Origin of the sequence: Staphylococcus nepalensis (assembly GCF_014635045.1) — a bacterium.
Classification (GTDB): Bacteria; Bacillota; Bacilli; order Staphylococcales; family Staphylococcaceae; genus Staphylococcus; species Staphylococcus nepalensis.
Genome location: NZ_BMCF01000003.1, coordinates 170,740 through 191,443 on the forward strand (window position 1 = coordinate 170,740; position 20,704 = coordinate 191,443).

At 30.3% G+C, this 20,704-nt stretch carries 24 protein-coding genes; 11 read left to right on the top strand and 13 right to left on the bottom strand.

The window, feature by feature from the left end; genetic code table 11:
* Positions 1-326: 326 nt before the first annotated feature.
* On the top strand, positions 327-644 hold the full coding sequence (locus tag IEU88_RS06375) for an ArsR/SmtB family transcription factor (RefSeq protein ID WP_096811099.1): 318 nt from the start codon (positions 327-329) through the stop codon (positions 642-644).
* Positions 641-1,933 (top strand): arsenite efflux transporter membrane subunit ArsB, encoded by a 1,293-nt coding sequence (arsB, locus tag IEU88_RS06380; protein WP_170006817.1) that lies wholly within the window; start codon positions 641-643, stop codon positions 1,931-1,933. Before IEU88_RS06375 ends, arsB begins: the two co-directional genes overlap by 4 nt.
* 182 nt (positions 1,934-2,115) lie before the next feature.
* Here arsB and IEU88_RS06385 read toward each other — a convergent pair whose 3' ends face one another.
* From IEU88_RS06385 to cstR, 3 genes are read right to left on the bottom strand one after another with little or no spacing between them, the layout of a single operon-like run.
* Complete coding sequence (locus IEU88_RS06385; RefSeq protein WP_103372681.1) at positions 2,116-2,724, bottom strand: class I SAM-dependent methyltransferase; 609 nt, start codon at positions 2,722-2,724, stop codon at positions 2,116-2,118.
* A 23-nt stretch (positions 2,725-2,747) separates the two neighbouring features.
* Complete coding sequence (locus tag IEU88_RS06390; RefSeq protein WP_103372682.1) at positions 2,748-3,503, bottom strand: sulfite exporter TauE/SafE family protein; 756 nt, start codon at positions 3,501-3,503, stop codon at positions 2,748-2,750.
* The gene (gene cstR, locus IEU88_RS06395; RefSeq protein ID WP_017722250.1) at positions 3,503-3,763 is read right to left on the bottom strand and encodes a persulfide-sensing transcriptional repressor CstR; all 261 of its coding nucleotides are present in this window, start codon (positions 3,761-3,763) and stop codon (positions 3,503-3,505) included. The genes IEU88_RS06390 and cstR overlap by 1 nt, the downstream gene beginning before the upstream one ends.
* A gap of 138 nt (positions 3,764-3,901) precedes the next feature.
* On the opposite strand from cstR, the gene IEU88_RS06400 reads away from it, so the two are divergent.
* From IEU88_RS06400 to IEU88_RS13680, 5 genes are all read left to right on the top strand, one after another.
* The gene (locus tag IEU88_RS06400; protein WP_103372683.1) at positions 3,902-4,969 is read left to right on the top strand and encodes a DsrE/DsrF/DrsH-like family protein; all 1,068 of its coding nucleotides are present in this window, start codon (positions 3,902-3,904) and stop codon (positions 4,967-4,969) included.
* Between the two features lie 33 nt (positions 4,970-5,002).
* Positions 5,003-6,337 (top strand): persulfide dioxygenase-sulfurtransferase CstB, encoded by a 1,335-nt coding sequence (cstB, locus tag IEU88_RS06405; RefSeq protein ID WP_103372684.1) that lies wholly within the window; start codon positions 5,003-5,005, stop codon positions 6,335-6,337.
* 17 nt (positions 6,338-6,354) lie between these two features.
* Positions 6,355-7,548, top strand: a complete 1,194-nt coding sequence (sqr, locus tag IEU88_RS06410; RefSeq protein WP_103372685.1) for a type II sulfide:quinone oxidoreductase Sqr — start codon at positions 6,355-6,357, stop codon at positions 7,546-7,548.
* 239 nt (positions 7,549-7,787) lie between these two features.
* On the top strand, positions 7,788-8,000 hold the full coding sequence (locus tag IEU88_RS13675) for a hypothetical protein (RefSeq protein WP_229719029.1): 213 nt from the start codon (positions 7,788-7,790) through the stop codon (positions 7,998-8,000).
* A gap of 81 nt (positions 8,001-8,081) precedes the next feature.
* Complete coding sequence (locus tag IEU88_RS13680) at positions 8,082-8,561, top strand: hypothetical protein (RefSeq protein WP_229719030.1); 480 nt, start codon at positions 8,082-8,084, stop codon at positions 8,559-8,561.
* Between the two features lie 753 nt (positions 8,562-9,314).
* On the opposite strand, the gene IEU88_RS06420 is transcribed toward IEU88_RS13680, so the two are convergent.
* The 6 genes from IEU88_RS06420 to IEU88_RS06445 all read right to left on the bottom strand — a co-directional run bounded on the left by IEU88_RS06420 (position 9,315) and on the right by IEU88_RS06445 (position 12,563).
* Positions 9,315-9,923: a stage II sporulation protein M gene (locus IEU88_RS06420; RefSeq protein ID WP_096811093.1), complete on the bottom strand. Its 609-nt coding sequence runs from the start codon at positions 9,921-9,923 to the stop codon at positions 9,315-9,317.
* A 118-nt stretch (positions 9,924-10,041) separates the two neighbouring features.
* The gene (locus IEU88_RS06425; protein ID WP_103373721.1) at positions 10,042-10,281 is read right to left on the bottom strand and encodes a DUF3923 family protein; all 240 of its coding nucleotides are present in this window, start codon (positions 10,279-10,281) and stop codon (positions 10,042-10,044) included.
* A 73-nt stretch (positions 10,282-10,354) separates the two neighbouring features.
* Complete coding sequence (locus tag IEU88_RS06430) at positions 10,355-10,537, bottom strand: hypothetical protein (protein WP_096811091.1); 183 nt, start codon at positions 10,535-10,537, stop codon at positions 10,355-10,357.
* A 28-nt stretch (positions 10,538-10,565) separates the two neighbouring features.
* The gene (locus IEU88_RS06435) at positions 10,566-10,826 is read right to left on the bottom strand and encodes a hypothetical protein (protein WP_103373720.1); all 261 of its coding nucleotides are present in this window, start codon (positions 10,824-10,826) and stop codon (positions 10,566-10,568) included.
* Positions 10,827-11,094: 268 nt separating this feature from the next.
* Positions 11,095-11,868 (bottom strand): DUF2705 family protein, encoded by a 774-nt coding sequence (locus IEU88_RS06440; RefSeq protein WP_103373719.1) that lies wholly within the window; start codon positions 11,866-11,868, stop codon positions 11,095-11,097.
* 2 nt (positions 11,869-11,870) lie between these two features.
* Complete coding sequence (locus tag IEU88_RS06445) at positions 11,871-12,563, bottom strand: ABC transporter ATP-binding protein (RefSeq protein WP_096811088.1); 693 nt, start codon at positions 12,561-12,563, stop codon at positions 11,871-11,873.
* 546 nt (positions 12,564-13,109) lie between these two features.
* Between IEU88_RS06445 and IEU88_RS06450 the strand changes: the two genes are divergently transcribed.
* The gene (locus IEU88_RS06450; protein ID WP_096811087.1) at positions 13,110-13,352 is read left to right on the top strand and encodes an AbrB/MazE/SpoVT family DNA-binding domain-containing protein; all 243 of its coding nucleotides are present in this window, start codon (positions 13,110-13,112) and stop codon (positions 13,350-13,352) included.
* A 55-nt stretch (positions 13,353-13,407) separates the two neighbouring features.
* Positions 13,408-13,809 carry a type II toxin-antitoxin system death-on-curing family toxin gene (locus tag IEU88_RS06455; protein WP_096811086.1) on the top strand — a complete coding sequence of 134 codons (402 nt, stop codon included), beginning with the start codon at positions 13,408-13,410 and terminating at the stop codon, positions 13,807-13,809.
* Between the two features lie 752 nt (positions 13,810-14,561).
* Here IEU88_RS06455 and IEU88_RS06460 read toward each other — a convergent pair.
* Positions 14,562-14,993 carry a DUF805 domain-containing protein gene (locus IEU88_RS06460; protein WP_115359590.1) on the bottom strand — a complete coding sequence of 144 codons (432 nt, stop codon included), beginning with the start codon at positions 14,991-14,993 and terminating at the stop codon, positions 14,562-14,564.
* Positions 14,994-15,556: 563 nt separating this feature from the next.
* Here IEU88_RS06460 and IEU88_RS06465 point away from each other — a divergent pair.
* Both IEU88_RS06465 and IEU88_RS06470 read left to right on the top strand, forming a co-directional pair.
* Positions 15,557-15,919: a P-loop NTPase fold protein gene (locus IEU88_RS06465; protein WP_103373763.1), complete on the top strand. Its 363-nt coding sequence runs from the start codon at positions 15,557-15,559 to the stop codon at positions 15,917-15,919.
* Between the two features lie 77 nt (positions 15,920-15,996).
* Positions 15,997-17,550, top strand: coding sequence for a P-loop NTPase fold protein (locus IEU88_RS06470; RefSeq protein ID WP_503827406.1), 1,554 nt, complete (start codon positions 15,997-15,999; stop codon positions 17,548-17,550).
* Between the two features lie 115 nt (positions 17,551-17,665).
* Here IEU88_RS06470 and IEU88_RS06475 read toward each other — a convergent pair whose 3' ends face one another.
* The 3 genes from IEU88_RS06475 to IEU88_RS06485 all read right to left on the bottom strand — a co-directional run bounded on the left by IEU88_RS06475 (position 17,666) and on the right by IEU88_RS06485 (position 20,672).
* On the bottom strand, positions 17,666-18,214 hold the full coding sequence (locus IEU88_RS06475) for a DUF1541 domain-containing protein (protein ID WP_096811084.1): 549 nt from the start codon (positions 18,212-18,214) through the stop codon (positions 17,666-17,668).
* A 1,011-nt stretch (positions 18,215-19,225) separates the two neighbouring features.
* Positions 19,226-20,083: an ABC transporter substrate-binding protein gene (locus tag IEU88_RS06480; protein WP_103373592.1), complete on the bottom strand. Its 858-nt coding sequence runs from the start codon at positions 20,081-20,083 to the stop codon at positions 19,226-19,228.
* Positions 20,084-20,420: 337 nt separating this feature from the next.
* A complete protein-coding gene (locus IEU88_RS06485) occupies positions 20,421-20,672 on the bottom strand; it encodes a hypothetical protein (RefSeq protein ID WP_096811082.1) in 252 nt (83 codons plus the stop codon).
* Positions 20,673-20,704: the final 32 nt, after the last annotated feature.

Sequence of the window (20,704 nt, forward strand, 5' to 3'; positions counted from 1 at the left end):
CGGATGCATTCATTTTGGATTATGTGAGATTTTATGTAACTTCTTGTAAACCTTACGATAGGAAGTGTGAATATACACATAGTGGAAGTTAAATGAGTTAGATTTAAGCTATAAAATGGAACTAGTATAAGTCTAGTTGAAAGTAACAGAAATACTAAATGGTTTTACTTTTCTAACAAACGTAATTAAAAGTTTGGCTTGTATTTAAACGCAAATGAATTGAAACGAGATATCCACGTACTTTTTCAATAAACGCCTTTGAACAAAATGATATATACATCTATCTATATAGATGATAATCTATATAGTGTTCAGGAGGGATTATTTTGTCGTATAAAGCGTTATCGTCTATTTTAAAAATTTTGGGAGATTCAAGTAGGTTAGAGATTATTGATTTACTTTCATGCGGTGAATTGTGTGCGTGTGATTTACTGGAATATTTTAAATTTTCGCAGCCAACTTTAAGTCACCATATGAAATTATTAATCAACCATGATTTGGTTTCATCACGAAAAGAAGGTAATAAACGTATGTATAACCTCAACCATGATATATTAAAAGCAGTTATAGACAATTTAAATACGATTCATTTAGCCGATGCTTCATGTGTTTGTAAAAATATACAATCAGGTGAATGCTTATGATGGATATTTTAGCAATTTGTATTTTTGTGGTTACTTTGATATTTGTGATTTGGCAGCCTAAAGGCTTAGATATTGGTATAACAGCGCTGATCGGTGCCATCATTGCTATTATTACTGGTGTGGTAAGCTTTTCAGATGTACTTGAAGTAACATCGATTGTATGGAATGCGACATTGACATTCGTTGCAGTGATTTTGATTTCGTTGATTTTAGATGAAATAGGCTTCTTTGAATGGTCTGCAAGGCATATGGTCCGAGCTTCAAAAGGTAATGGATTAAAAATGTTTATCTTTATTATGTTATTAGGTTCAATTGTGGCTGCATTTTTTGCAAATGATGGAGCAGCTTTAATATTAACGCCTATTGTTTTAGCAATGGTCCGCAACCTTGGATTTAATAAAAAAGTCATATTCCCATTTATTATTGCGAGTGGATTTATTGCAGATACGACATCTTTACCATTTATTGTCAGCAATTTGGTTAATATTGTTTCTGCAGATTATTTCAACATTGGTTTTATAGCGTATTTTGGTCGAATGTTGATTCCAAATATTTTTGCACTTTGTGCAAGTATTTTAGTGCTATGGTTATATTTTAAAAAAGCCATCCCTAAATCATTTGAAACTAAAAGACTTTTAGCGCCTCAAGAAGCCATCAAAGATAAAAGGTTATTTAACATATCATGGGTTGTGTTAATCATATTGCTCATTGGTTATTTAGTAAGTGAATTGATTCATATCCCGGTATCAATGATTGCTGGCGCGATTGCATTACTATTTGTATTATTCGCACGTAAATCTAGCGCTGTACATACAAAACGTGTCATTAAAGAGGCGCCCTGGAATATCGTTATTTTTTCATTAGGTATGTATTTAGTTGTATTTGGTTTGAAAAACGTAGGTATAACTACTGTTTTAGCCGATATATTATCACATATTTCAGAGTATGGGTTATTGAACAGCATTTTAGGTATGGGATTTATTTCAGCTTTTTTATCATCAGTTATGAATAATTTACCAACCGTTTTAATAGACGCCATTGCGATTGACCAATCTGGTATAACTGGCATAATTAAAGAAGGTATGATTTATGCGAATGTAATCGGTTCGGATTTAGGCCCGAAAATTACACCAATTGGTTCTTTAGCAACTTTACTTTGGCTACACGTTTTGACACAAAAAGGTGTTAAAATAGGTTGGGGCACTTATTTCAAAACGGGGATTGTAATTACCATACCAGTGCTATTTCTTACTTTAATCGGGTTATACTTAACCTTAATTATATTTTAAGTGAGTGTTTATTCAAGACACTTTAAAAAGTGGGAACCAGAAACGTTAATTCAAATCAATAAATCGAAAATCCCCAATGTTAACTATTAACACTGGGGATTTGATTTAAAAACAGATATGATTTATGAAGCCTTATTTTTAACTATTGCTAAGACTTGATATTGATTGTTTAGGATTAGATATTATATTTTCTCTACATGACCTTGAATGATAGAACCTGTGCCAGTATGTTTAATACCTTCATTACGATAGATCTCATGCTGTTCTAATTGATGAATCTTAACAGGCAAATGCTTTAAATAAGATTCGATTTCATTAATAGTATATAACATGGATTCGTCTTTAGGACCGCCAGTGCCATATGCTAATTGTTCTTTTGAATAAAACTCAAAGTAACTATAACCCCCTACGACTAATGATTGAACGAGGTTATTGAACATCTCTTGTTTGCCTTCATTAGGCACATGACCAAAGATATTAATACTATAGTCAAATGATGACTGAGGCGCTAAATTAGGCTTTGTGATGTCTCCATAGTTTGCATCGATATCAACACGTGCTTCACTTGCTAATTGGTATTGCTTATTAATTCCAACTTGTGACATATCATAAGTTGTTATATCATACCCAAGTTTTGCTAGATATATCGCGTTACGGCCTTCACCTTCTGCAAGTAATAAAATTTTCTCATTATTGTTTGTTTGCTTTTTAAAAATATCTTTGACAAATGAATTCGCTTCTTTGCCATAAATATATTCTTCTGAATCAAATTTTTCATCCCAGTGATTCAATTTAAAGCCTCCTTTTTAATTTATTAAAATACAAGTTGTATAATTGCGATTGCGATTAAGATACTGACAATGGTTTTTTGAACAGTATCAGGTACCTTGGCACCTACTTTTAGTCCTATAGGTGCAAAGAGCATGCTTCCAATTATTAAGAATATTGCACTTTCTAGAGGGATATAACCTTGTATGAATTTAATGATAAAAGCCCCTATTGATGATATGAAAGCAATGACGATACTGTTAGTCACTACTGTATTCATTGGCAATTTGAATAAAACTAACAATACGGGAATAATAATAAATGCGCCGCCTGCACCTACAATGCCTGATACTACGCCAATTCCAAATCCTACTAAGATAAGTAAAACAGGTTTGAACCTTACCTCTTGGGAAACAGATTTAACTTTAACAAACATTAATAATAATGCAACAATGGCGATGATTATATATATAGTGTTTATAAAAGTAGCGTTAAATAAATTAGCTAGCATTGCTCCGAATATGCTTCCAATAACCATACCTCCGCCCATATTCATTACAAGTTTAGGTGAGAATTCAGCTTTCTTTCTCGCCTTAAATGAGCCGCTGAGTGTACTAAAAAACACTTGGCTAGAAGTGAGACCCGAAGCAATATATGCGCTATAGACAGGAGCCCCTAATAAGGACGGTAACAACAAAATAGCTGGATAAATAATAATGGCTCCTCCTATGCCTACCAAGCCAGATATAAAACCTCCAAATATGCCAATCAACAACATAGTTATTATATTGAGCATGTCCATTATTTACTTTTTACCAATAAATTCACAGCTTCATTAATCATTTCTTGAGAACTTTCTCCCTTATCATCGGCTGCTTTTACACATTCTATTAAATTTTCACTTATAATAACACCCATCAAACGTTGGATTGAACTCTTTGATGCACTGAGTTGCGTAATGACATCTTTACAATCCTTTTCTTCTTCCATCATTTTAATAACGCCGTTTAATTGGCCTTGTATTCTATTGATGCGATTTACCATTTGTTTATTATAATCCATATTGGTTTCCTCCGATTTTAAATTGAATATATTTATAGTAATAAATTTATAGTAAATTGTCAAATACCTACCGGGGTATTTGACTTAGGTTGTTTTTACCTGTTACTATACCCCTATAGGTATCTAGAGGAGGAAAATATGAAACAATATCAAGAAGAACATATTAACGAATTAAGTAAAGTAGAGTTAGAGCAATTGGGGAAAAAAGGACAATTGATTGATGTTAGAACACCAGAAGAATATGAGTTAGGGCATATTACTGGCGCAATATTACATTCTGTAGAAAATATTGACACATTCGATAAGAACAAGGATAAAACTTATTATGTCTACTGCAAAAGTGGTAATAGAAGCGCTAAAGCAAGCGAATATTTAGCTAAACAAGGTTATGACGTTGTGAATTTAGACGGTGGTTATACAGCTTATGAAAAACAAAATATTAATCATGACGATGTGGTAGAAGATGGTAATAAAGCAATCAAACCGAGCCGCAAACAATTTAATTTTAATGGTCTTCAATGCCCGGGCCCTATAGTTAATCTTAGTAAAGAAATAAAAAATATTGAAATAGGCGACCAAATTGAAGTAACCGTTACTGATCCTGGTTTTCTTAGTGATATTAAAAGCTGGTCGAAACAGACAGGACACTCACTTGTTAAGTTGGAGGAAAATCATGATGGAATCAATGCTATTATCCAAAAAGAAAAACCAAAAGAACTGGAAGTAAATCATACTGCTAAAGGTACTACAATTGTGCTCTTTAGTGGTGAATTAGATAAAGCGGTGGCAGCAATGATTATTGCGAATGGTGCTAAAGCTACAGGCAGAGATGTAACGATCTTCTTTACTTTCTGGGGGCTTAATGCATTAAAAAAAGCACAAGCAACGCATGTTAAGAAGAAAGGCATTGCAAAAATGTTCGATTTGATGTTGCCGAAGACGCCAGTGCGCATGCCATTATCAAAAATGAATATGTTCGGTTTAGGTAATATCATGATGCGTTACGTAATGAAAAAGAAAAATGTAGATTCTTTACCATCACTTATCAATCAAGCGATAGAACAAGATATTAAATTAATCGCATGTACGATGAGCATGGATGTTATGGGAATTACAAAAGAAGAATTAAGAGATGAAGTTGAATTTGGCGGTGTAGGCACTTATATAGGCGAAACAGAACAAGCGAGCCATAATTTATTTATTTAACAAATTAAATTTATTTAAAAAAGGAGTTTTTCTATGTTTTTCAAACAATTCTATGATAACCATTTATCTCAAGCATCTTATTTAATTGGATGTCAACGTACAGGGGAAGCGATGATTATTGATCCAATACGGGACTTAACAAAATATATGACAGTTGCAGATGACGAAGGTTTTACAATTACGAAAGCTGCTGAAACGCATATTCATGCTGACTTTGCTTCAGGTATTAGAGATGTTGCGGACAAATTGGACGTAAGTATATACGTTTCTGGTGAAGGTGACGATGATTTGAGTTATAAAAATATGCCAAAACAAACTCATTTTGTTAGACATCAAGACACTATTTATGTAGGAAATATTAAATTAGAAGTCTTGCATACGCCAGGTCATACCCCTGAGAGTATTAGTTTCTTACTTACTGACGAGGGGGGAGGCTCTAATATACCGATGGGACTATTTAGTGGTGACTTTATCTTCGTTGGTGATATAGGTAGACCTGATTTATTAGAAAAAGCTGTTCAAATGAAAGGCTCAACAGAAATCGGTGCAAAACAAATGTATCAATCTATAAATAGTGTTAAAGATTTACCAGATTATATTCAAATTTGGCCAGGTCATGGTGCAGGTAGCCCATGTGGTAAAGCATTAGGGGCAGTACCGATGTCTACGTTAGGTTACGAAAAAATAAACAACTGGGCCTTTAATGTAACTGATGAAGCAACGTTTGTTGAAACATTGACATCAAACCAACCAGCCCCACCGCATCATTTTGCCCAAATGAAACAAATTAACCAAGTTGGTATGAGCATGTACCAACCTTATAATGTTTACCCTAGCTCAAACAATGAAAGAATCGCTTTTGATCTTCGTAGTAAAGAAGCTTTCCACGGCGGTCATGCGCAAGGAACTATCAATATTCCTTATAATCACAACTTTATTAATCAAATCGGTTGGTATTTAGACTATGATAAAGATATAGACTTAATTGGCGATAAAGCTACAGTTGAAGAAGCAGTGCATACTTTACAATTAATTGGTTTTGAAAATGTAGCAGGTTATCGTTTGCCACAAACAACAATCATGACATCTTCTATTCACAGCGCGGATATGACTGGGAAAGAAACTCATGTGCTAGATGTGCGTAACGATGAAGAATGGAACCAAGGACATTTAGAACAAGCGGTGAATATCCCTCATGGTAAATTATTAAGCGCAGAAATTCCTTTTGATAAAAACGATAAAATATACGTTCATTGTCAATCAGGGGTTAGAAGTTCGATTGCAACGGGTATACTAGAATATAGAGGTTTTACTAATATTGTAAACGTTAGAGAAGGCTATCAAGATTTACCATCCTCATTAAAATAATTTAAGGATGTGGGTAAATGATCAAACACTATCAAGTTGCTATTGTAGGCGGAGGCACAGCAGGTATCACAGTTGCTTCTAGATTATTGAAACAAAACCAACATTTAAAGGGCAATATAGCTATTATTGATCCAGCTAAAAATCATTATTATCAACCTTTATGGACTTTAGTAGGCGGGGGCGTTTCTAAACTAAAAAACTCTCGTAAAAGCATGAAGCATGTTATACCTAAAGGGACACAGTGGATTAATCAAGCTGTTTTAAGTTTTAAACCTGAAAATAACAATATTACGCTAGGAGATAATACAACCATTAATTACGATTATTTAATTGTTGCTCCAGGGCTACAAATTAATTGGTCGTCTATTAAAGGGTTACAAGAGAACATAGGTAAAAATGGCGTTTGTTCTAATTATTCGCCGGAATATGTAACCGAAACTTGGCGACAAATTTCTAATTTCAAAGGCGGTAATGCTATTTTCACGCACCCCAATACACCTATTAAGTGTGGAGGCGCACCGATGAAAATTATGTATTTAGCTGAAGATTATTTTAGAAAACATAATATCCGTTCAAAAGCTAACGTAATATATGAAACACCTAAAACTGCGTTGTTTGATGTAGAAAAGTATAGTAAAGAATTAGAAAAAATAGCTGAAGAAAGAGATATTATTGTTAATTACAATTACAATCTGATTGAAATTGACGGAGAGAAAAAAATGGCCAAATTTGAGCATATTAAGAATGGTGATGTAAAAACATTAGACTACGAGATGTTACATGTTACGCCACCTATGGGCCCTTTAGATGTGATTAAAAAAAGTGCGCTTGCAGATAATGATGGTTGGGTAGATGTAGATCCTAGCACTTTACAACACAGACAATATTCAAATGTATTTGGTCTAGGCGACGCATCTAACGCACCAACTTCGAAAACGGGTGCAGCTATCAGAAAACAGGCGCCTGTCGTGACACTTAATTTGTTACAAGTAATGAATAACGAAATGTTAACACATCATTACAACGGTTATACCTCATGCCCAATTGTCACAGGCTATAATAAATTAATCTTAGCTGAATTTGATTATAATAAAAAGCCACAAGAAACGTTACCTTTTAACCAAGCCAAAGAACGAAGAAGCATGTATATATTTAAAAAAGATTTGTTACCGAGAATGTATTGGTATGGCATGTTAAAAGGCTTTATGTAAAAATCAACTACTCAACGTAGTTGACGATTATTACCAATAGTTATATTAAAAAGAAGCGTGTAAGGCACATAATTGCTCAAGCGGTTCAAACATTTTATAAAACGGAGGGTTTTTACTTTATTTATATAAAAACCGTCCGTTTTGTTATGTTTATACAGCAGAAACTTGGTGTAGATGTTATATTATGCCCAGGAAAAATGAATTAGGAAAAATGAATTATTTGAAAAGGATAGGTTTAATTGGCTATTTTATTATTATTTATTGAAACTATTTTAGTAACGGTTATAATGATTGGTAGTTTGGTAGGAATTTTAAGTAATCCTATTTCACCAGGAATTTTAACCGCATTTTGGTTTGCAAGTATTTTAGCGTTGATTGGTTCAATTACATTGAGAAAATTTTATAAAAGACGGTATAAAAAAGAAATTGCAATAAGAGAAAAAAGCCCTTGATTAGAAGAAAATGAATTTTTTTATCAAGCACCATTATATATATTTGATGATATGCACATTAAAATACATGGTTTAACAGAAATGGCTTGGACGCTATATTTTAATAATAAAATTCAAAAATGGCTTAGTATTTTTGATATTGTATCTGCTTCCGGTTTAAAAGTTACATCACCGAACTATAATATTATTTTGAAAAGGATTAAACTGTGGTCTTTAAGGCCACATTATAGTGTATTGATTAATAACCAAGCAATTGGTCGCTTAGAGATGATAAAAATCTTAAAAGGCGGCATTAAGCAACAAACGTCCTATGCGTTTTTTGATAATAAGACTACATATTTATTCAATAATCCATACTTATCAACTGAGACAACTATTTCAAACAAAGAAGGAACAAAAATATTTTCAGCACGTCGCTCGTTTTTAGACTTAGGAAAAAATCTATTCACTCAACGTAGGGGTGAGCAACATCGTTTAATAATGGAATCTTCTACACCTCATCCTAAGGAGTTATGGGTTGCTTTATATATCCAAGTAATGATAAATAAACAAAAAAAGTGATATTGGAAGAAGTTAGTGTTATTTAATCAAAGTAGAGGGAGTCACCCTGTGTATATTGGTATAGATAATAAATAATTTTTTTAAATATTCTTTGGATTAGGTTACTATATTACAATTTATCGGAAGATATAGAGATATTAAAACAGACAAATTGTGCAACTATTTATCCGAAATTTCTAAATCTTAATTGAATTTTGATGTAGTATTAATTGTTGTATCTGCACTACAAAACTGTTTAATTAAAACTAAAATGAAAATCAACAAAGGTCGTTTACGATTTTGCCCACATTCTTTTTAGAACGCATAAGTGTGACCTTACGAGACTTAATTCGTTTATAACGACGACAAATAGACCTGTAAAACCATAATCGTTATGATAAAGTTTATTAAAAAAGAACTTTTATTATAGTTATATATATAATTTGTACTTTGTTAATATTAGTGTCTTTTATTTCTCTTTTAAAAAATACACTTAGTAATAATAAAGATAAACGGTTAGATGTTTTATCTAGTGGTTTACTCTTGATTTCACCAATTACACTTTTAATTTATGGCTTATCTTCTTAAATATAGAGCATAAATTTTGTTTAAAGAATGTATTTATGCTGAGAAAATTTATTATGTGTTTAGAAGCACGCTTAATTAAACTTGCAGACGGATGCCGGCATAGTGTGAGCTGTTAAGCCAACCATTCGACAAGTTTGGGGGGTGTTAAGGATTTAGAAGTTCAACGTTAATAAAGCAACGTTGTATTTAAATAAATAAATTATATATAAAATCTGTTAAGTATGTTTCTATAAATCCTGCGAGTATGTATAAAGGTAAAGCAATTAGAAAGTAAATTTTAAAAACATTACTTAACGCCAATTTAAATGATAAATTTTGCTTTTTAGTTTTTCTAAAAATATTACTTATTTTTCTAATAATTGATTGGCTTACTTTATATAAACCACTGATAACAAGACACATTGCAAGTATTTCTATGATTGTATGCGGAATTGAAGATAATACCATTATGATACCTTTATCAAAATCAAAATGAACTACAAAACCAAATACTATTCCAGTGGTTATTGTTGTAGAAACTAAATTTAAAAAGTATAAAAATGGAATTGGAATTAAAGAAAATATAAACATTTGAAAGGGAACTTTAAAGCCATTATTTATAATATATTCCCAAACCTTGGTTAAGCCATTTGCCCTGGCGATGTTCCCATGTTGGCCATCTGTCATATTTTTGAAATTTTCGATTGACGGGCTGAAAATAACTGCTAGAACAAAAGTGATTAAGAAAATAATAGCTGTGAAGATGAATATTTTTATAGATCTTTTAGCGTAATTGGGATCTTGGATATTGAACATAATCCACCTCTTTTTGTTGGTTTTTGAAATGAGTTTTTTCGTGTCTTGATACTATATACAGAAATAATTCAAAGGTATTAAATTCGATTGGTTGTTGATATGACCGTTTTTTCTTAATCTAAGACTGATTTAATTTGTTTTTTGATAAGACTAAATTAGTGATTAACCATGCTACTTGTATTGCAAATGGAAATAAAAAAGCAAAACCTAAAACAGTTATATTAGCCCACTTTAATTGCGTCGTTTGTATTGTTCCGCTAGCATCTATATCTCTCATCCAGAGTAAAATTGAGAATCCTATAAAACTTAAAACTTCAATAGCACTTATGATCCACCAAAAAGTCCAAGAAATTTTCATTTTATTCACCTCCATTTTTAAAAATTTGAATTCAGGATAACTTATTAATTTTTTCAATATTCATCTCTTATTTTTAAAATTGATCTATTTGATTAAAGATAAAATCAACTATGTAATGGATGGCTAAACCGCATACAATAGCAATTATGATAAGGATAAATAAGTTCATTTTGTTATACATATCAGTAGCAGTGTAAATAAAACACCATACGAGTATTAGCATGGATTTTATCGTATTCTTTTTAGCTTCAAACATATATAACGCTCCTTTGTGATTTTGTAAATTAAGTTAAAAGTATGATAATTAAATAAAAAGTCAGTATAAAACTAGCAATCATTCCTATGGCGGATTTTAATATAATGTTTCCAATAAAATACGATATAAATGTCAAAAAAGCTGTAATAAGAGCTGTATTTTCTAAATTAGGAATACTAAAAGTTGATTTCAGTGAGTATATTACAATAGTCAAACATCCCAGAATGTTGCCTATGATACCAAGTGATTTTGCCTTAGGATGCGTTACTTTTTCTTCTTTATTAGCCATTATTTAATTCCTCATTTCTGTTTAGATGCAAAATAATCAGTTGCAAGGTTAAAAACAATAATGCAATCATCAAAAAGACAATAAACCATATATTATCTAAAGTATCTCTGTATCAGTAAGCTAAGAAAACAAAATAATAATCCTTATACTAAAATAAGTTATCTTTAAAATTAATCTTAATTTATGTTTTATTAACCTTTTTATTAAAAAACACGCTCTTAATAGTGCTAAGAGCGTGTTTAGTTATACTATAATTTCGGTGCCAAAATTAGACGTTTTTCTTTTTGAAAACGAGGATAACTAGAGATAAGAAAACTACAATATAAACAATATTGCCAATAAATAATTCATGCAATTCCAGTTTAGTAAATGATTTCATCATTTCATTATCTATAATTTGAGAACTTAAGTTCAACATATTAATAGGCAACCATTTTAACCATTCCCATTGATTAATTAATGCAAATAATATGCCAGAAACAATAGAAATAGCGAAATAAAAGATAATGCCAATCGCAATAGAAACGCCAGGACTTTTGAATATACAAGAGATAAGTAGCGTTAAGCTTAGTAATAACCACATGCCAACATAATTACCTAATGCAGTTAATAACATTTCTTGTAAAAGGGATAGGTTATCACCCGTTTGTTTTAAAATATTAATGTCAGAGAACATAGTTAAATTGATAACTAAAGAAATGATAATACTAATCACAAATATAATAAGTGAATAAATAAATAATGATATAAACTTACTTATGATAATGCTTGTTCTAGAATAATTTCGATATAATAAATTTTTAATTGTACCATAATGAAATTCCATTGTAATTATCGTACTTGCTTGTATAATCATGAGAAAGAAAATCCAAGAAAATGAACTATAACCTTGTTTGAATAGTGATTTTGACCCTATAATATCAGGGTAATTTTTACTTAGTACTGCTAACCCAATCATTAAAATAAAAATAAGGATTGGAATAATGATAGATGATTTTTTCTTGAACATTTTAAATAGTTCTTGTTTTACGAGTGTTGTCATGGTTAGGCTTTCTCCTTACGGTCAATAATATTAAGAAGTACATTTTCTAAATCATTTTCATCTGTTTGATTCAATTCATCCATTGTAGTTTCTCTAACAATTTCCCCTTTATCGATAATCAAGAGTGAGTCAGTCACTTTAACAAGTTCACTTAATATGTGACTAGATATAAGGAAAGTAACACCTTGTTCCCTTAAGTTAATAATTGCTTCTCTCACATCTTTTACAGCCCGAGGATCTAATCCATTCATAGGCTCGTCTAATACAACGAGTTGTGGATGGTTTAAGAAAGCAAGCGCAATACCTAATTTTTGTTTCATACCTAAAGAATAGGTTTTTGCTTTGTTATGTATAAAGTCTTCCATTTTTAGTTTTTCGATAATAAGATTTATATTTTTATTATCGGGGTCTTCATCGATTAATTTCATGTTTTCATAACCTGTTAAAAATGGGTATAATCCAGGAGCTTCAATCAACGCTCCTATATCGTTCTGATTAGTACTGATATGATTTTTCAAAGTACCAGATTGATAGTTAGAAAGCCCTAAAATAACTTTCATTAATGTGGTTTTACCAGCACCATTTCCGCCAACCAAACCTATAATATGTCCCTTTTCAAGTGAAAATGTGATGTCTTTCAAAATGCGTTTTCGTTTGATTTTTTTACTAATATTTTCCATAGATAAAAGTTCCAAAATGTAACCTCCTAAATTTTTTACGCCGATTAAAGGTTAACAAAAATAGTGATTAAAAGAAATAGTATTTTTATAAGAATAATATATTTTTTTTGTAAAAGAGAAATATAATTATAGTGGTCCGACATATTAGAAATAAATTGTTTTTATTTTAAGTAAGTATGTTGAATTTTATAAATAGGAGGTAGCTTATGCATTTAATTGTAGCGACTATTGCTGATTTGTTACTAGGCTTGTAGTTTCATAAATAATTTTATTTATGAAAGCTGAAATAACGTATTAATACTTGGAGAAATTGAGAAAGATACTGATAATTGTTAAAAAGAGTTTGTTAGTTTAGATAAAGAGATGTATTTATATAACATGTATATAGAACGTCCGACAGGTAATGTATATAGGAATTTTATTTATAAAGAAGCTTTTGAAGCTAAAGTGATTAATGAATTAAAGCTAAATGATTTTATTTACAAAAGATAGCGCATGATATATAGTGAAAGATATACAAAGATATATTAGGAAATACGATTTCGGAAGGGGATAACCAATATGGCAGTAACTAACACAAGAAAACTTAGAAAAATTGGCAATAGCAAGGTTCTAACAATACCAGAGGAAGTAATACAAGCTTTAGATATTAATGAGGGACAAAAAATCGCATTTAACGTTGAGAATGGTCAAGTGGTATTAGAAGCAGTTAAAACGGATAGTAACGAAATGGATATTTTAAGCATGGCCGATCAAGTAAGTAATCAGTATGATAGTGCTTTAAAAGATTTAGTGAATAGATAGCAGCAGGTTAATACGTAGATGTAGATGAATGATAAAGACTACTGGAGGACAGCATATGCAGTATTTAACAGAAAAAGACATTATCACACTAAATGTATATGTTATTAATAAATATAGCCCTAATGAGCAAATAGGCGTAAAAGAACCAAATGCTTTAAATATGCTAGTTAACGCACCTAAGCAATGTGTATTTGGTGAAGAACAGTACCCCACTTTAGAACTGAAAGCAGCTAACTTAGTTAGAAATTTAGTACAAAAACATGTGTTTTACAATGGTAATAAAAGAACAGCTTTAATGACATTGGTTGTTTTCCTTAAGATGAATGGATATCAGTTTAATGCTAGTAATGAAGAAGTGGCCGACTATATGGTTAAAATTGCTACAGACGACTTACAGGAAGCAGACATTAAGCAATGGATTAAAAAGTATATAACACTAATGAATGAAAAGGATTGATTATCGGGCGTTGCATATCCCCGTAAATATGTTTTGACTATACAGGTTACTAATGTATAGTCAATTTAATTAATAATAGTAATAGAAAGTGAAGTTCTGGAAGGAATTTAGAGAATATAGATAATGTAAAAGGAAATTATTTTTCGTATAGAAGAGTCTCATAAAAATATAAAATGAGTGAGTTAGATTATTATAAAAGAATTAAAGACGTATCTCATAAATTTCGTGAATTTAAATCAGCAACTATTAAAACATATATTAGTAAGACAGCAGACCTTCGGGATTTACAGAATTTGTATATAAAAGATAATTTGGAAAATTTAAAGAAGAGACAAAAGATATAAAGCTTTTGCCAGAAGCAAAAGTGAAGATAACACTTAAAGATATACAAGAGCAAAGCGAGAAAAAGTAGTTAAAAAAACATAGTAGATAAAGTTAAAGGCAAATTGAAGAAACGTTAGTTGAAGATTTTTAAAAAGAATCAAGAGAGATACTTTTGTTTATAGCCACTAAGGCGTTATGAAAATCATAAGAGAAAATACAGATACAAACATAAACAAATCCTAATACCCCCTCACCCCGCAAGAATTGAAAGATGTGGGGGCGGGGGTAATTTTTATTGAGATTTTGTAAATTAAGCAAAAAGTATAATAATTAAAAAAATAAGTATTACCTATAACATAAACCTAAGAAGTGTTTAGATTGTATGATAACGCAATACTTATACTTTTAGCTATATTGGGTTTGATAGGTTATATTTCTTTAGGGTTCTTACCATATTTATTTTCTTTTTTGGAACCATTAGTACAACAAATAGCTAAAGATATAATACACATTACTATGTATATAACCCCGATAATGACAAATAAAGTATACAAGAACGAGCCTGTATTTATTTCAGCTATATAGTTATTAGTGACACCTAGTATTATACCAAAAATAAAAAATATTATAGGGAAAAGCATAGACATACCTAAATCATGAAACCGTCGAACTGATACAGAAAAATTTGCGATATATGTAGCTATTGTAAAAATCCAATAAATAATTATAGCTAAAATGGAAGGTATAGGTATTATATAGTTTAAAACAGAAGCCACTAAAGAAATAATAAATGTCATTAGTTCGGGGTACCAAAATTCTTTACGTCTTGACCCCCTTTTAGATTTAACCCATTCATCCAAAATAATTTGTAGTAATATAAGATGATTGATCACTCCTTTTTAACAAACTTGATCATAAAAAGGCTAAATTTTATTTGAAAACATTGACCGAAATATTCATTATTAACCAAATAAAAGCTCTGAAATCATTATTATTGCCTATAGGTAGATCATTAAACCAAGGGTACATAGATATATTTACTATAATAATTATCCCAAATATAGTGGTAAAATATCATAGTTCAGAAACATAAAACGATGCGATCCAAAATGTGATTGCTATTACTCAAAATATTATATCCCAAATAGAGAAAGGATATAAAAAATTAAACCCTACTTTGCTTTAGACGACAGTAAGGCTTGCATATGACGAACCATATTTTTAATTAATGAGTATGAGTGTAACATAAAGAATAATTTATATAAAATTTACTAGGTTGAGTTAATAGAAGTGGTTATTATTGAGTTGAGAACATAATATACAAAATAATTGGAATTTTTATATCCTTAGCACATTTAAACCTTAACTGCTTTTTATAAAAGTTGGTAATTTTTTATAAAATTATATAAACGGAAGTGAACGAATGGAAAAATTTAAAGAAGCTATAACAAATTATATAGAGAAAGATGAAAATTTTGCAGTGTTTGTTGATGGAGGATGGGGAACAGGTAAAACACATTTCTTTGAGCATGATTATTTCTTAAATAAAGTAGGAGAAGATAATGATGAAATTCAAGAAATCCACGATAAGAAATGTTATAAGAAAGAATATATTAGCGTATATGGCAAGCATAGTTTGAAAGAAATAAAAGAAATAATTGTTACAAAAATTTTGAGCTATGTAGATGATGATGTAATTAGCGAAAACTTAAAACAAGGAATTAGTAATATTTTTAAAATGTTTGAAGTAAAGTTTTTGAATACTGAAAATATAACTCTTCAATAGATGATTATTTAGAATCAAAAGCACGTGATAAAATTAAGGATAAGCTCAATAATAATGGAGGACGAGTCGTCTTTATAATAGACGATATAGAAAGATTAAATGATGGAATCAGTTTAAAAGAATTTTTAGGGTTTATACGTAATGTTTTATTAGACAGCTTTAACTGTAAAGTTATTATAATTGGTAATAAAGAAGCAATAACGAGTGAAAATAAAAATGAGATGAAAAATTATTGGGAGAAGGTAATCAGTAGAAATTTAAAGTTTCCAAGTAATTTAGAAGTAGGAAAGAAAATATTAAATAATGATTTGAGAAAAAGTTATTTTAATGAAAATGAAATTCAAGATTTAATAGAATTAATTCAGGTTTCACCCTTGTCCACGTCTAAAGCAAATGTATTAAATCTTAGGACGTTAAATTTGGTAATAACAGATTTTAAAAATATATATGATCAATTAGAAAATTGTAATAAAGAACACGTGAATACACGTATGTCTTTATTTACTTCTCTATTTATATTGCATAATATAAATAGAAATAATGTAATTGACAATCAAGAAAAATTCAAAGATATGAAAGTTCCTAATGGGTTTACTTTTATAAACTCTAAGAAAGATAAAAAACCATCACCTGAAGAAGAAATTTACCAAAAATATTTTCAAGAAAATGAAATTGCAAAAAAATATGCATTTTTTTCAAGGGAATTAAACAATTATATTTTTGAAGGTGTTTTAGATATAGAAGAATATCAAAAAAAGCTAAACGATAATTTTAGTGAAAAAAATGCAGAGGAAGACGTACTGTATATATTAAGAAATTTTATGTTGTATAGTGAGGATAAAGTTAAAGGTAAAGAAAGTGAAGCAATTGATATAATAAAAGGTGGTAGATATTCATTTGGTTATCGTCTCAACATTTATATGAAACTTAAAGAATTATGCCTAAATGGCATAGTAACTTTAAATGAAAAAGAAATAGATGAATTAGAAGATTATTTACTTGAAAATTATGAACTACAAATAAGTGATAGTATAGAAGGAGAAGATTTATTAAAGCTAATAAACTTTCACTTTCCACAAAACCCTGAACTAATAGAATATAAAAATGAATTATCTGAAAAATTGATGAAGCAACAAAAAATATATATGAAAAAACAAGGGATATACCAACAGTATATTGAAGCTATATTAAATGAAGAGCGAAAAAAAAGAAGCGAGTTAGAAATGCAGTGTAAAGAAATAAAAAACGTAGATATTTTCACTATATTTAATAGTTATATAAGCGATATAGAAAAAGAACTTCTCGGAAATAATGCTAAAATTATTTATTTAAATAGATATATTTACAATAGAACAGATATATTTATAGAAACTTTGGATAATATTGAACGATTTATTAATAATATAAAACAAATAGAAGCTCAAAATAAGGATAAAATCGCTAAATATAATTTTGATACATTACAAGGTACTCTGTCGAACATAAGAGAAAATACAAGGATAAAGCTAAATACCTGTGGTAAGAGAGGAAAGGAATATAAAATAAGCCCCGTGAAGATTTCTAATTTAAGAAATCTTTTCGGAGCTGAATTTTGGAGCATATGTTGCAAGAATTTCTCATTTGTTAGCTAAAATTACCCACACATACTAAGTAAAGTGACAAAAGCAAATGTTATATTGTTGGTTTAACAATCCATTTTTAAAAGTATAATCTTAAATAGTTAATTTATAAATGTTAGTAACATGCTTAACGTGATTTGAGTTCGTCGCTTGTCATCCATTTATGATTTTTAACCACTTCGTCATTTTCCGTGGATTCATAGTCTACCATATAAACGGTGGTGTTTTTTACATCATCTATTTTAGCCTTTGCACCTTTCATACCAGGCATGTGATCAGCTTCTAACTTAACTGTATCGCCTTTTTTGAGTCCGCTTTCAGGGGCGTTGGCAACTTCTTCATTAACAACCCATTTATGATTATTAACCTTTTCATCCCCATTTGTAGGTGTGTAGCTTACGACATAAGCATATGTCTTGTAAGCGCCTTTTACGGTAGCTTCGGCATTTTTCATACCAGGCATGTGTCCTGCTGTAATAGTAACTTCATCACCTTTTTTAAACTTACCATCATCTGTAGTCTTTATACCATTTGGAGCTTTACTTTCGCTTTTATGTGCCATATGTTCTTCTTGTTGTTGGTCTTTAGACTCTTGTTTTTCTTTTTCATTATCATTGGAACAAGCTGATAATACTAAACCTGATGCTAATATAATAAAGCTCAATTCTTTCATCATATTTAAAAACTCCTTCGTTTATTTTAATGTAAAAGCGTTAATTACTATGAGTATCGTGCTTAAAGATATTAATAATTGCGCCTGCAGGCTGTGGTAATATCAAACTAATACAAGCTGATATATCGGACATAAGAGGAGCGATAACCACGTTATATCCTGTAGCACACGTAAATTTTGAGTTATTTTCCTCATCGTATTTATTACGATAACGTTGCCCACATTCATGTTGACTATGGGGGTTTCAGTTATTCGACACAATAAACCTCCTGAATTTTAATTTTTAAAGATATTTATAAGATAATGAGAGTATAACATATACCCTACACGGGTATAAAGATTTCGCTTTTCTTATATTAATAAAACTAGTAATTAGTCGGTATCCAAGAAGATTATATAAACCGTTTAAATATAAAGAACTATATTGAGTGAAATGATGATTATAATTTATAAAAAAACACCTCTTTTTAAAAGAAGTGTTTTAGTCATTTAGAAATAAAATACCATACATAAAAATTATAAACATAAACAGCCACATAGTGATTTATCCTTTTGAACTATGGTTAGAGCTGTAATGCCAATAATCATTATATGTAACCATCAAGTAATTAAACAGCAAAATAAACCATGGAATTGTTTATTTTTAGTTAACACAATCGTTGATTGCTGGGAGTGGGCACGCTCAGGTGTTTACAGACGTTATAATAATGAAGTCATCTATCTCTCGAGTGTCAAGTTGATTTAAAGAAAGAGGTATAAAAGGATGCTCATTTTCGTTCGCATTAAAGCGTCAATCATCATTGATTGTGTTATGATGCGTCTACTTATTGGCATAGTAAATGAAATAAAAATTAGGCGACATTAGGCCAAACCAATAAAAATCCCCTCGCTACTCGCAGTAGTGAGGGGTGTGAATAAGCGAATACTTATTTTCGTTAAATATATTTAACATCACAGCAGTTGGAAGGTAAAAGGATAAAGTTTTTGATATTTTAACGCCGGTATAAATGCTGATTATTCTTTGAGGTTAGCTAAAGTTTCAATCATATCTTCAGAAGCTACTAAACCACGTAATTTAGCCCATTCATCTCTATTTACAAAATGCACTCTGTTATTTTTTACAGCGTCAAGATCGTCCCATTGATTACTATTTTGTAATTTGTTTAAGTCTTCATCATCATCATTTTCAACCATAACAATTAATCTTTCTGGATTAACATTAGCAAGTTGTTCATATGACATTTCTAAATAATCTGATTCTCTATATGCTGGTAATTTATCAGCAATTTTTTCGTTAAGTGCGTTTTTGAAACCTAATTTATTTAAAAATTCACCCACATATGTTTTATCTGAATGTGCAGTCACACCTTGTTCAGAAATTACAACTGCTAGGGTTTCTTTATTTTTATCTATATCAATTTGATTGTTATAGTTATTTATTAAATCTTTGTGACTATCTAAGCGTTCTTTGGCCTCTTTAGATTTACTAACTGCTGTACCAATACGTTGGAATACTTCTAATGATTCTTGGTAACCAGCGTCAAAGCTTCTAAATAAAATCGTAGGAGCTATCTCGCTTAATTCATTATATATATCGTCATGGCGATCAGCATCTCCGATAATAAGTTGTGGGGCAGCAGAACGAATTGATTCAAAATCTGGATCAACACGTGTACCTACTGAGACATAGCCACCGACTTCTTCTTTTATTGGTGATATTAAATTCGTACTATCATTATCATCAGCAATACCTTTAATGTCTATATCTAAAGCTACTAATGCATCAACGAATGAAAATTCTAAAGCTACTGCTGAATTAATATTTTCTGGTAATTCAGTAGTTCCTACATCATGTTTAAATTCGAAAGTCATCGTATTACCTCCTTTAGGTACTCATAGTATTAATATTCCACGTAGTTATTACATGAAACATAGGCTGTTTTTATTATATAAAAGTAAAAATGGTTTGTTAGCTGAATTATAGTATTAGTCAGTAATAAAGAATGCATTTATTTAGCCGAACTAAAAGACACTTAGATTTATGAAAGCAAAGCAAACGTCAATGTCTATTGAAATAATATAGAAATTGACGTTTGTACTTTAGGTAAATATATTTATATTCTAAACGCTTAATGTCACACAATGCATGTGATTGATAAATGCTATTTTTGGTTTCAAGCATTTTCGCCAAAGTGTATCATTTTAAAAGTTATGATTCATTAAGTTGCTCGTTGAGAGACACTAGTACAAGATCGTGTAAATTTTTGCGAAATACTGCTTCGTAATGATCTAGAAAGGCGTCAGTCGTTTTTCCCATAAATTCCTCGGCATCTGAAACTTGCTCAGGGACTAAATCATTAAAACGATTTTCAGTTTCTTTAATTGTCAGTTCTGCTGCTTTAGGGACTAATTCGTCATATTTAACCAAAACTTTTTTCATTATATCACCTGATTCTATCATTTTAGATATTCCACTTGTGTGCTTTTTATTTG

Coding starts and splice junctions, on each gene's coding strand:
- IEU88_RS06390 (WP_103372682.1), bottom strand. CDS start 3,503: ATGGACATGCTCAATATAATAACTATGTTGTTGATTGGCATATTTGGA.
- IEU88_RS06475 (WP_096811084.1), bottom strand. CDS start 18,214: ATGATGAAAGAATTGAGCTTTATTATATTAGCATCAGGTTTAGTATTA.
- IEU88_RS06435 (WP_103373720.1), bottom strand. CDS start 10,826: ATGGCTAATAAAGAAGAAAAAGTAACGCATCCTAAGGCAAAATCACTT.
- IEU88_RS06425 (WP_103373721.1), bottom strand. CDS start 10,281: ATGAAAATTTCTTGGACTTTTTGGTGGATCATAAGTGCTATTGAAGTT.
- IEU88_RS06455 (WP_096811086.1), top strand. CDS start 13,408: ATGCAGTATTTAACAGAAAAAGACATTATCACACTAAATGTATATGTT.
- IEU88_RS06480 (WP_103373592.1), bottom strand. CDS start 20,083: ATGACTTTCGAATTTAAACATGATGTAGGAACTACTGAATTACCAGAA.
- IEU88_RS06420 (WP_096811093.1), bottom strand. CDS start 9,923: ATGTTCAATATCCAAGATCCCAATTACGCTAAAAGATCTATAAAAATA.
- IEU88_RS06485 (WP_096811082.1), bottom strand. CDS start 20,672: ATGATAGAATCAGGTGATATAATGAAAAAAGTTTTGGTTAAATATGAC.
- IEU88_RS06465 (WP_103373763.1), top strand. CDS start 15,557: ATGGAAAAATTTAAAGAAGCTATAACAAATTATATAGAGAAAGATGAA.
- cstB (WP_103372684.1), top strand. CDS start 5,003: ATGTTTTTCAAACAATTCTATGATAACCATTTATCTCAAGCATCTTAT.
- IEU88_RS13680 (WP_229719030.1), top strand. CDS start 8,082: ATGGCTTGGACGCTATATTTTAATAATAAAATTCAAAAATGGCTTAGT.
- IEU88_RS06430 (WP_096811091.1), bottom strand. CDS start 10,537: ATGTTTGAAGCTAAAAAGAATACGATAAAATCCATGCTAATACTCGTA.
- sqr (WP_103372685.1), top strand. CDS start 6,355: ATGATCAAACACTATCAAGTTGCTATTGTAGGCGGAGGCACAGCAGGT.
- IEU88_RS06400 (WP_103372683.1), top strand. CDS start 3,902: ATGAAACAATATCAAGAAGAACATATTAACGAATTAAGTAAAGTAGAG.
- arsB (WP_170006817.1), top strand. CDS start 641: ATGATGGATATTTTAGCAATTTGTATTTTTGTGGTTACTTTGATATTT.
- IEU88_RS06450 (WP_096811087.1), top strand. CDS start 13,110: ATGGCAGTAACTAACACAAGAAAACTTAGAAAAATTGGCAATAGCAAG.
- cstR (WP_017722250.1), bottom strand. CDS start 3,763: ATGGATTATAATAAACAAATGGTAAATCGCATCAATAGAATACAAGGC.
- IEU88_RS06440 (WP_103373719.1), bottom strand. CDS start 11,868: ATGACAACACTCGTAAAACAAGAACTATTTAAAATGTTCAAGAAAAAA.